The sequence below is a fragment of the Helicobacter sp. UBA3407 genome, from assembly GCF_949747025.1.
GTDB classification, from domain to species: Bacteria; Campylobacterota; Campylobacteria; order Campylobacterales; family Helicobacteraceae; genus Helicobacter_D; species Helicobacter_D ganmani.
In genome coordinates this window covers 1-10121 of the sequence record NZ_CATKCB010000126.1, presented here as the reverse complement: position 1 = coordinate 10121, position 10121 = coordinate 1, and the positions used below count along the sequence as shown (strand labels likewise).

General features: G+C 39.3%; 12 protein-coding genes and 1 pseudogene. 3 read left to right on the top strand and 10 right to left on the bottom strand.

Annotated elements, in window-relative coordinates:
- Nucleotides 1–113: 113 nt before the first annotated feature.
- From Q1553_RS04295 to Q1553_RS04285, 3 genes are read left to right on the top strand one after another with little or no spacing between them, the layout of a single operon-like run.
- Nucleotides 114–410: a hypothetical protein gene (locus Q1553_RS04295; RefSeq protein ID WP_115551344.1), complete on the top strand. Its 297-nt coding sequence runs from the start codon at nt 114–116 to the stop codon at nt 408–410.
- Entirely contained in the window at nt 410–1927 is a 1518-nt protein-coding gene (locus Q1553_RS04290; RefSeq protein WP_245944209.1) for a bifunctional indole-3-glycerol phosphate synthase/phosphoribosylanthranilate isomerase, read from the top strand. Before Q1553_RS04295 ends, Q1553_RS04290 begins: the two co-directional genes overlap by 1 nt.
- The gene (locus tag Q1553_RS04285; RefSeq protein ID WP_297571058.1) at nt 1918–2589 is read left to right on the top strand and encodes an MOSC domain-containing protein; all 672 of its coding nucleotides are present in this window, start codon (nt 1918–1920) and stop codon (nt 2587–2589) included. Before Q1553_RS04290 ends, Q1553_RS04285 begins: the two co-directional genes overlap by 10 nt.
- Before the next feature lie 74 nt (nt 2590–2663).
- Here the strand turns inward: Q1553_RS04285 and Q1553_RS04280 are convergent, their stop codons facing one another.
- The 10 genes and pseudogenes from Q1553_RS04280 to Q1553_RS04235 all read right to left on the bottom strand — a co-directional run.
- Nucleotides 2664–3230 (bottom strand): thiamine phosphate synthase, encoded by a 567-nt coding sequence (locus Q1553_RS04280; RefSeq protein ID WP_115551342.1) that lies wholly within the window; start codon nt 3228–3230, stop codon nt 2664–2666.
- Nucleotides 3214–3897 carry a F0F1 ATP synthase subunit A gene (locus Q1553_RS04275; RefSeq protein WP_115551341.1) on the bottom strand — a complete coding sequence of 228 codons (684 nt, stop codon included), beginning with the start codon at nt 3895–3897 and terminating at the stop codon, nt 3214–3216. Before Q1553_RS04275 ends, Q1553_RS04280 begins: the two co-directional genes overlap by 17 nt.
- A 55-nt stretch (nt 3898–3952) precedes the next feature.
- Complete coding sequence (locus tag Q1553_RS04270; RefSeq protein ID WP_115551340.1) at nt 3953–4486, bottom strand: RDD family protein; 534 nt, start codon at nt 4484–4486, stop codon at nt 3953–3955.
- Nucleotides 4487–4504: 18 nt separating this feature from the next.
- Nucleotides 4505–5116, bottom strand: coding sequence for an orotate phosphoribosyltransferase (pyrE, locus tag Q1553_RS04265; RefSeq protein WP_115551339.1), 612 nt, complete (start codon nt 5114–5116; stop codon nt 4505–4507).
- Nucleotides 5117–5137: 21 nt separating this feature from the next.
- Complete coding sequence (frr, locus tag Q1553_RS04260) at nt 5138–5698, bottom strand: ribosome recycling factor (protein ID WP_115551338.1); 561 nt, start codon at nt 5696–5698, stop codon at nt 5138–5140.
- Nucleotides 5699–5708: 10 nt separating this feature from the next.
- Nucleotides 5709–6059, bottom strand: a complete 351-nt coding sequence (gene secG, locus Q1553_RS04255; protein WP_115551337.1) for a preprotein translocase subunit SecG — start codon at nt 6057–6059, stop codon at nt 5709–5711.
- 78 nt (nt 6060–6137) lie between these two features.
- Entirely contained in the window at nt 6138–7679 is a 1542-nt protein-coding gene (locus Q1553_RS04250) for a 2-isopropylmalate synthase (protein WP_115551336.1), read from the bottom strand.
- Nucleotides 7680–7799: 120 nt separating this feature from the next.
- The gene (gene pssA / locus Q1553_RS04245) at nt 7800–8540 is read right to left on the bottom strand and encodes a CDP-diacylglycerol--serine O-phosphatidyltransferase (RefSeq protein WP_115551335.1); all 741 of its coding nucleotides are present in this window, start codon (nt 8538–8540) and stop codon (nt 7800–7802) included.
- Between the two features lie 12 nt (nt 8541–8552).
- Nucleotides 8553–9254, bottom strand: coding sequence for a hypothetical protein (locus Q1553_RS04240; RefSeq protein ID WP_297571060.1), 702 nt, complete (start codon nt 9252–9254; stop codon nt 8553–8555).
- Nucleotides 9255–9263: 9 nt separating this feature from the next.
- Nucleotides 9264–10121 (bottom strand): annotated as a pseudogene (locus Q1553_RS04235) (cell division protein FtsH); the annotation flags it as partial.

The window sequence follows — 10121 nt, the reverse complement described above, 5'->3', positions numbered from 1 at the left end:
TTTAAATCTATTTCTATGTAGAGAATCAAGAATCGCAAAAATCTGGTTTTGCAAATTTTGGTGATTTTTTAAGGCAAGTTGGCGTGGATTTTTATAGTGAAGAGTGACAAACGATGTTCGTAGCACAACTTGTCTCTGCGATTCAACAATGTGCAAAAGAAAACAATATGGACATTCTTAAAGTGAATTGGCAGAGGGCAAATGTAAGTTGGAATCAAAGTTTTGTGAGTGCTTCTAGTAGTGAGCAAAAAGAAATGTTAGAAAATGTGCTAGGAGTTTTGGAATCTGAAAGCGCGATTCAAAAAGGCTTGTATATGGGAGAGACAGAAAGCCCAGCCATTGACATTTTAAGCGAGATTCTGTATCATAGATTGCTTTATCTACACACAAATTCATTAAAAGGATTATAATGCAACCTAACGCAATGCCAACGATTTTAAAAGAGATTTTAGATAAAAAGCAAAAGGTTGCTTTGCGCTCTTGTGAGCGCACAACTCCGCTAAATGCGCCAAATCTTGATTCTACTTTTATGATTGCAGAGATTAAAAGGGCAAGTCCAAGTGCGGGAAATATTGGTGTGATTCCAAATCCTAGCGCACTTGCAAAAGAGTATTTGCAAGGGGGAGCGGGAGCAATTTCTGTGCTGTGTGAGAATGATTATTTCAAGGGGGATTTAGAGGATTTAAAGGAAGTTAAACTTGCAAATCCTAACGCCTGTGTCTTGCGAAAAGATTTTGTTACGCAATTAGGGCAAATCAAGGAAGCTTACGATTTTGGCGCGGATATGGTGTTGCTGATTGCTGCGGTTTTTATTGGAAAAAACAACCCCTATGGTGGGTTTTTGCAGCTACGCGCACTTTATGAAAAATGTTTGGAGTTGGGTTTAACGCCTTTGGTGGAAGTGCATAATGCGCTAGAGGTGGATTTTATCACCCCTTTGGGAGCAAAACTTATTGGGATTAATTCGCGCAATCTGCATACTTTTGTGATTGATAGAATCCAAGCCTATTGCCTCTTAAACCAAATCCAAGCAAAAAATCCGCAAAGCAAGGTGATTTTTGAATCCTCCTTACTTTGCAATTTTGATGGGTTTATTGTGGGAAATTTAGGGTTTAATGGAATCTTATGTGGGAGTTATTTGGTAAAAAATCATAAACCCAAGCTTGCTTTAGAGAAATTAAAAAGAGCGATAGAATGTGGAAAAAACTCTCCCAATGCCTTTTATCAAAATGTCTTTAGATTGCTAAATTCGCCTTTAGGATTCTTAAAAATTTGCGGAATCACAAACACACAAGACGCGCTGATGTGTGCAGAGGCTTTGCAAGAATTAAAGCCTTTTTATGCAAAGGATAAAATTGCTGCTTTAGGATTTATCATAGAGCCAAAATCTCCAAGATATATCGCAATAGAGTATATCAGAGAAATCGCAAGAGAGTTGGAGAGATTTTCTAATATTCTTAAAATCATTGTGCTAAAAGACGATGAAAACCAAATGCAAACCGCGATAGAGTTGTATCAAGAGGGCGTAGTTGATGCGCTACAACTCCATAGTGTTAAAGATTCTTGTTTTGGTGGGGTGGAGTTAAGGGAGGCGGATTTCGCCTTTTATGAGGTTTGGAATGTGGAGTGTGCAGAGGATTTGGGTAAGTTTATCAGCCCTTTTGTGCTGTTGGATTCTAAAAGTGCATTGGGTGGGGGCAGTGGGAAAGGGATTGATTTAGATGTTTTGGAATCTTTAAAGGCAAGAGTGCAAACTCTATGTGTCGCTGGTGGCGTAGGTGTGGATAATGTGGAATCCTTAAGGCAGATTGGCGCAAAAATGCTAGATATTAATTCTAGCATAGAATCAAAAGTCGGCAAAAAGGATTCTGTGAAATTGCAAAAACTCCTTGCAATTCTAAAAAAGCGAGGTGAAATGTGCGTTTAAATGGGCTTTTCATAGGGAAAATTGCAAGATATTCTTGTGGTAAAACTTCTTTTTTGAGTGCGATGAAAGGGCGTGAGGTGGAATCGCTAGAAATTACCCATCAAGGGATTGTAGGAAATGAAATCGCCGATACAATCCATCACGGAGGGGCAAACAAGGCTGTTTTCGCTTACGATGTGGAATCGTATGCGCAGTGGCGCAAGTGTTTAGGCTTGAAGATTCCTTATGGAGGAATGGGCGAGAATCTTTTGCTAGAGGAGGTAAAGGCGGGGGATTTATGCGTGGGGGATAGGCTTTGTTTTGAGAATGGAGTAATATTAGAGATTTCTATGCCGCGTGTGCAGTGCTTTAAGATTCCGAGTTTGTATCCAAGCCCACAGGACAAAAACGCGTTAGCAAAATTTCTTTTTGAAACAGGTTGTGTTGGGTTTTATTTGCGCGTGATACAAGGCGGCAGGATTCAAAAGGATTCTGCTATTTGTTTAGAATCCGCTCAAGATTCCACAACTCTGCAATGTGCGCACCAAACCTACAAAAATCCAAGTAAAGAATCCCTCCAAGCCTTATTAGCCAATCCAAAACTAGCGCAAGAGTTTAAAAGAAATGTAGAATCGCGCTTGAGGACTAGGGAGTCTAGTTTGCTAGATTGGCAACTTAGTTGAAGCTAAGTTTGATTGATAGAACAAGGATTTTTGCTTGACTTTCATCGAATTGTATAAATAAAATGATTGTAGTTTTACCCTAAAAAATACCGAATAGAGGCAAAATTTTGGATTTTTGTTGTGGCGATTTCTTGGAGTTGTGCTTGTGTGATGATTCCACCTAGTGCAAAAAGTTCTGCTTTTAGATTTTTAGGTTCAATGCTGTTTAAAAAATCAATGCCCAGAGGAGTGCCTTTATTTGGGGTTTTAAAGATTGGGCTAATCGTGATTCCATTTGCACCTTGTTTATCGGCTTCTTGGATTTCTTGAAGTGAATGTGCGCTGAAAAATACTAGGGGCAGCTTTTCTCGCGCAGCTTTGATTTGTCGTATTTGCGTGCCATTGCAATGCACCCCATCAAAGCCGAACTCAAGAGCTAAGTCTAGGTTGGAGTTAAGGAGGCTTGAGATTCCATAAGAGCGGTTGAGGTTTAAAAAAACTTCCATTAGTGCAGGGCTAAAATGTGATTCCTTGTCGCGATAGGCAGCAAAATCAATAGAATGTTTTTGAAGGATTCTAATATAAAAGTCGTGAAATTCTGAAGGAGTTTTGGGGTAAAGCGTAGGTTCGGTGATGAGGTAAGCCTTAATGGGCTTCCTCACTTACCAAAACGGCACCTGCTAAGAATACATAAGTCAGAATCATAAAGATGAAAGCTTGCAAAAATGCCATAAAAGTTAGCAGCAAATACGCTGGAAGTGGTGCAACCCAAGGAGCAAGCATTAACATTACAAGCAAGAACATATCATCTCCCTTGATATTTCCAAAGAGACGAAAAGAGAGAGAGACTAATCTTGAGCAGTGAGAGATGATTTCAATAGGGAACATCAGTGGGGCTAATGGTTTAATAGGACCAGCAAAATGCGCAAAATATTTTACGATTCCAAAGGTGCGGATTCCTTCAAAGTTATAAAATACAAATACAACAAGTGCGAGTGTAAGCGTAAAGCTAAGGCTAGAGGAGGGTGCTTCAAATCCCGGAATGATTCCGATGAGGTTAGCCAAACATACAAAAAGTGCGATTGTTGCAGTAAGAGGCAAATATTTGCGTGCTTTCTCCTCGCCAATCACATCTTTTGCCATAAAAATAACCCCACCCAAAAATGCTTCAAAGATATTTTGCATTGTGCCGGGCACAACTTGTAGTTTTGAAGTAGCAAGTTTAGCTAAAATAATTGCAATAATTGCGACTAAAATTGTATGAGATGCGATAATAAAATCGTGGTCGTGGCTAACCAATCCTAGAAAAGTAAATAATCTTCCGTCCATAACTAATACTCCTTTAAAAGTGAATAATTATGCCAAAAATAAATTTAATAGAAAATTAACCTTTTTTGAGAATGAGGGTTTTGAGCAAAATATCGTGCAATGCTTTTTTGTCTCTGCGCCACAAAGGCATAAAGATTCCTACGATACTGACGCCAGAGAGAAGAAAAGCAAAGAATCGCAAAAGAGCAAAAGCAAATGTTACATTTTTTCCATTTTCTCTGACAATCCATAGATTATAAGCCTTTTTGCCCGGTGTTTGTCCTTTGAATGCCAAAAGCAAGGCGACAAGGATTCCATAAATCAAAACTCCGCTAAAGGGAGCCCAAGTGGAATCACGGAATCCTTGCGCACTGCCGACGACAACATAAGTTAAAAAATATAAAAGCGGCAAGTAAATCATAAAAGTATCAATCACTTGTGCTTTGCCTCTCTCCCAAAAATTGGCGATTTGCAAAGAGTCAGACGAGTTTTGTTCTAATTCTTGTATGAGCCGATGAGGTAAGGCATTGGTTGGTGGGAGAGCGGAATTTGCCTTATGTTTGGCTTGTGTTGGAGGTTTTGGATTTTGTTTGACTTTTCTCCAACGCATTTTTTATCCTTAGGATTCTTAATTGCCCCGACTTCCGGGTTTAATCGCTACCTTTCCTTGTCGGCATAAAGGGCAATCTTGCGCTTCAAAGGTTTCAAAAATAAAATCCTCTAATGCAAAAAGTGGCAAACTAGGATTGAGTTTGCATTCTTTGGCTTCAAATTGATGAGAGCTTTGGTAGCGATTGCAAATCCCGCGATTTGCCAAGGCAGCATATCCTACGACTTGTGCGCCAAGTTTTTCTACGACTTGTGCAGATTCCCTAGCCGAACCACCCGTGGTGATAATGTCTTCACACACAAGAATTTTCTCGTTTGGCTTGATTTCAAATCCCCGCCTTAAAGTCATTATGCCATTCACGCGTTCTGTGAAAATAAAACGCACTCTAAGCGCGCGCGCAAGCTCGTAGCCTGCTAGGATTCCACCAAGTGCGGGAGAGCATACGCAATCCACCTTGATTTTAGAATCTTGAATGATTTTTGCTAAAGCCACACCTAATTCTTCAGCCGTTTTTGGATTTTCTAGTACCTTTGCAGATTGCAAATAAAAGGGAGAATGTCTCCCGCTACTAAGCAAAAAATGCCCTTCTAAAAGCGCACCAGCGTTTTTGTAGATTTGTGTAATATTCATTAGAGATTCCTTACTTTAAGGCTAGATTTTGAGCAATTCCTCTTCTTTGTGTTTGACTAGTTCGTCAATCTTTTTTACTGCCTCATCGGTGAATTTTTGAATTTCCTCTTGCCCTCTTTTAGCCTCATCTTCGCTGATAGCTTTGTCTTTTTCTAGTTTTTTGACTTTGTCGTTAGAATCTTTGCGAATATTCCGAATTGCTACTTTTGCTTTTTCGCCAATGTTTTTCGCCTCTTTCGCGATTTCCTTGCGCTGTTCGCTTGTCATCGGAGGAAAAAAGAGCTTGATAGTTTCGCCATCATTGTTTGGATTGACACCGATGTTTGCTTCTTGAATCGTGCGTTCAATGTCTTTGAGCAAGTTTTTCTCCCAAGGAGTGATGACAATTGTGCTTGCATCTTGTGCAATGACAGAACCTACTTGATTAAGCGGAGTGGGTGTATCGTAATAATCAATGCGAATAGAATCTAAAATCGCAATAGAAACTTTACCACTACGTAAAGTGCTAAATTCTTTTTTCATTGCCTCAATGCTTTTATTCATTGTTTCTTTTGTGTGTGTGTAGATTTCTTGTAATTCCATTAGGATTCCTTTAGTTGGATTCTGTATTATTGGGTGCAAGAGGTGCTAAGGGGGCAGCAGGTGCGTTATTGGGCGTAGAATCCTGCGGCAAAACAGGGGTTGGAATCGTTACTTTATCTACAATAGAGCTTTTAGAATCTTGCACATAAAGATAACTTAATGCAATCGTATTGATGACAAATAACAAACCAAGTCCAAAGGTTACTTTTGCTAAAAATCCTGCTGGTCCTTTAGCCCCAAATAAACTTTCGTTGCTGCCACTATATGCGCCAAGACCAATACTCGAACTTTTTTGTAATAAAACAATCGTTGTAATTAAGATTGCAAATACAAACTGCAATACTAATAAAATCCCTGTCATAGTTTTCCTTAATATTCTATTTTAATCTCAAAAAAACTCCGCGCATTTTAGCGCACTTTATCTAATAGCTGGCTAAAGTTAGCAAATCGTTTTGTTTGTAATCAACTCACGCATAGACAAGTAACTATTGAGCGCACCAAGATAAGCTCTCGCAGTTGCTTGCATTGTGTCTAAGTGCAATCCGTGTCCAATTACAGCGGGTTTTTCAGGGTCAAATTCTACTTTCACAACAACTTTGGCTAAAGCATCTTTTCCCTCACTTACCGCTTCTACTTTGTAGTCTTTTAAGACGCCTTTGTATCCGCTGATTCTATCAATCGTTTTTAGAATCGCATCTACACTTCCATTGCCAATAGCCGCATCTATTCTTGTTTCCCTGTCTTTTTGGATAGAAATTGCCGCGTGAGGCACGCCACTAGAGCAACTGCTAATCTGCAAACCTAAAAGCTCAAAGACTTGAGGAATCTTTGTTGTTTCCTCTGTCATAATGGAGCGAATATCCTCATCATAGACTTCTTTTTTCCTATCACATAGGACTTTGAATCTTTCAAAGGCTTTATCCAAATCATCTTGTGAAATTTCCCCAAATCCCATACTTTCCAATTTGTCTTTGAAAGCGGCGCGCCCGCTATGTTTGCCAAGAACTAAGCCATTGTTTTCCGGGATTCCAATATCACTAGCACGCATAATCTCATAGGTTTCACGATGTTTTAGCATACCATCTTGGTGGATTCCACTTTCGTGGGCAAATGCGTTTTTTCCAACGATTGCTTTATTAGGTTGTGGGCGGATTCCTGTAATATCAGAGACAAGTTTGCTGCAAGCATAAATCTCTTTGGTGTTAATACGCGTATCCAATCCATTAAAAATATCTTGGCGCGTTTTTAGAATCATAACAACTTCTTCTAGTGCAGTATTTCCTGCGCGTTCTCCTAGTCCATTAATCGTGCATTCAAGCTGTCTTGCTCCATTTTGAATTCCAGCAAGTGAGTTTGCCACCGCAAGCCCCAAGTCATTGTGGCAATGCACAGAGAGAATCACGGAATCTCCGACAAATGCTTTAATCTCTTGAATCATTGCGCCCAATTCTTGTGGCAATCTATAACCCACCGTATCGGGTAAATTGAGTGTTTTTGCTCCCGCTTCAATGACTGCAGCAGCAATTTCTTTTAAGAATCCCCTATCGCTTCTGCTTGCATCTTCGCAGCTAAATTCTACATCTTCACATAGGCTTTTGGCTAAACTCACTGCTTCTACCGCGCGTTTAATCACTTCATTGGGTTGCATTTTGAGTTTAAATTCCATATGGATTGGGCTTGTAGCGATGAAAGTATGAATTCTTTTAAGTTTGGCTTTTTCTAATGCTTTTGCTGCACTTTCAATGTCTTTTGGCACAGCTCTTGCAAGAGAACAAATCGTGCTATTGCAAATTGCTTCCGAGATTCTGCTAATCGCTTCAAAATCTCCCGGACTTGCCGCTGCAAAACCTGCTTCAATAATATCCACGCCTAAACGTTCCAACGCCAAAGCAAGTTTGATTTTTTCCTCTGTATTCATAGAAGCACCGGGACTTTGCTCACCATCTCTTAAGGTTGTATCAAAAATTTTAATTCTTTCCATTTTTATCCTTTGTTATTTGAAATCTTTTTATAAAAAACCAAAATTCCCAGTGGCGAGAGCATTGAAATGGTTAAAAGATTTTTGGTGTGGCTATAATAAGTATAAAATCGCATACGCATTTTATTCCTTTGGTTCTCTATAAAAATGCTTAACGCAAAGATAATAACCTGCTCGCATAGGACCAAAGCAAACATAAAGACTGATTAAAATAACGATTGTAAAAATAGGATAAATAAATAAAATCGCTAAAATAATCATCAAAAGCACAATAACTTTACCAAAACTAATTTTTTCAAAACTTACTTTTTTGAAACTTGGATAGCGCACATTGCTCACCATTAGAAAAGCTACAATCAAGCTTGCAATCATCAAAGGAAGCAAAAAGATATTTTCAGAATCTTGTGGATATTGTTTGAGAAATTCCATTTCAAAAAGTAGCCAACTCACTACAAAAACTGCTGCTGAAGGAATCGGAAGCCCAATAAATACATTAGGTTCATTGCTGCTTGTTGCTACATTAAAGCGCGCTAGACGAATTGCACCAAAGACGACATACAATCCCGCAACCATAACCCCAAATTTACCATAATGGAAGCCACCATAGAAAAATAAAATCATTGCGGGGGCTACACCAAAGGCAACCACATCAGCCAAAGAATCAAATTCTACACCAAATTTGCTTGTTGTGCCCGTAAGTCGCGCGACTCGTCCGTCTAATCCATCAAAAATGAGGCTAACGAGCACGAGCCAGCACGCAAGCTCAAAGCGTCCAATAAAGGCATAAGAAACCGCTAAGATTCCAATATAAATGCTAACACCCGTGAAGAGATTGGGTAAAATATACAATGGGTCAATTTTCATTTTTTAGTGTTCCTAATCCTGCTGTTGCTCGTCCTTGGAATCGTAGGCGTCTTGGATTTTCTTTAAATCCCTTTCGCTTTGTGTGGATTGGACTTTGCCAAGCAATGTTTTGCCACCCAAAATTTTATCGTGAATATTTACTCTAAGCTCGGAGTTTAGCGGAATCTTTAGGGTTGCGTTCCCATTAAGGAAAAATCCTATGCGTTCGCCAAGTCTAAAATTGGAATCCCAAAGATATAAAGAGGTTTGTGCGAAATATTTTGGATAAAGCGTAAGATAAAGTGTTGAAGTAGGGGTTTTGTCAGTTTCACGATGAAAAGCAAGGGTAATGCGCTCTCCTGTAATTTCATCACCATTCTTTAAACCTTTGATATGTTCAATCTCTAAAACCTCACCGCATTTACCGAGATTCGCCAAAGGCATTCTAAGCATACCACAGAAGCAGATAGGTTTGCTGATTTGCAAATAAATGCCATCGGATTTATTTTCTATATTTTTAATCACGCCATCAAGGGGGGACAAAAGAGAATCACTCGCATTATCTTCCATAATGCGTTCGGTGTTTCTATAAAAATACATTAAACACAAAGTTACAAGAAGACAAAGGAATGCAAAGATTTTCCAACCAAACAACCCGCTAAGCAATAATAAAAGTAGCCCTACACCAATAGGTTTCCAGCCTTCTTTTGCAATCATTTCCGTGGTCGTTTTCATTGAATCTCCTTATATTTCTTCTTTTTCTTCTGCGACGATTCTACTTTCTAAATTGTGTGCTTTTTCGTATTCGCTGATGATTTCACGCACTTTTTGTCCATCAATATTTTCTTTCTCAAAAAGCTCTTTGACGATATTTTCAATCGCCTCTTTATAGATTTCTAGGGATTCTTTTACCGCGTTGAAACGCTCGTTTAAGAGGGTTTTAATGTATTCGTCCATTTTTTGAGCCATTTCCTCGCTATATTCTCTGCTGCTTCCCAAGCCACCATTTAAGAAAACATTGCGTTGTTTTTCAAGCACCATAAGCCCCGCTACATCTGTCATTCCGTAGTAGCTCACCATTGCTTTGATAATATCCGTAGCACGTTCTAAGTCGTTGCTTGCTCCTGTTGAGATTTCGCGTAAAAACACGGATTCTGCCGCTCTACCTCCTAGTAGCACATCTACTTCTGCCAATAACTCATGCTTTTGCATAAGGTATTTGTTCTCTTCTGGCGTATTTAATGTATAGCCCAATGCGGCAAGTCCGCGTGGAATAATAGAAACTTTTGTTACCTTTTTTGCACCTTTGGTGATTTCCGCAATGAGTGCGTGCCCACTTTCGTGGTAAGCTACGATTTTTTTCTCTTTAGGTGAGATTCTGCGCGATTTTTTCTCTAATCCTGCAATACCGCGTTCTACCGCTTCTAAAAAGTCGCTCTGTTCCACTTCTTTTTTGTTTCCTCTTCCTGCAAGTAGTGCAGCTTCATTGACTATATTTGCCAAATCTGCCCCTGCAAGTCCAGCAGTGAGTTTTGCTACTTCAAACAAATCCACATTTCTTGAGAGTTTGATATTTTTAATATGTACTTTTAGAATCTCAAC

Coding starts and splice junctions, on each gene's coding strand:
- Q1553_RS04290 (WP_245944209.1), top strand. CDS start 410: ATGCAACCTAACGCAATGCCAACGATTTTAAAAGAGATTTTAGATAAA.
- Q1553_RS04275 (WP_115551341.1), bottom strand. CDS start 3,897: ATGGACGGAAGATTATTTACTTTTCTAGGATTGGTTAGCCACGACCAC.
- pssA (WP_115551335.1), bottom strand. CDS start 8,540: ATGAAAATTGACCCATTGTATATTTTACCCAATCTCTTCACGGGTGTT.
- frr (WP_115551338.1), bottom strand. CDS start 5,698: ATGGAATTACAAGAAATCTACACACACACAAAAGAAACAATGAATAAA.
- Q1553_RS04270 (WP_115551340.1), bottom strand. CDS start 4,486: ATGCGTTGGAGAAAAGTCAAACAAAATCCAAAACCTCCAACACAAGCC.
- Q1553_RS04250 (WP_115551336.1), bottom strand. CDS start 7,679: ATGGAAAGAATTAAAATTTTTGATACAACCTTAAGAGATGGTGAGCAA.
- secG (WP_115551337.1), bottom strand. CDS start 6,059: ATGACAGGGATTTTATTAGTATTGCAGTTTGTATTTGCAATCTTAATT.
- Q1553_RS04240 (WP_297571060.1), bottom strand. CDS start 9,254: ATGAAAACGACCACGGAAATGATTGCAAAAGAAGGCTGGAAACCTATT.
- pyrE (WP_115551339.1), bottom strand. CDS start 5,116: ATGAATATTACACAAATCTACAAAAACGCTGGTGCGCTTTTAGAAGGG.
- Q1553_RS04295 (WP_115551344.1), top strand. CDS start 114: ATGTTCGTAGCACAACTTGTCTCTGCGATTCAACAATGTGCAAAAGAA.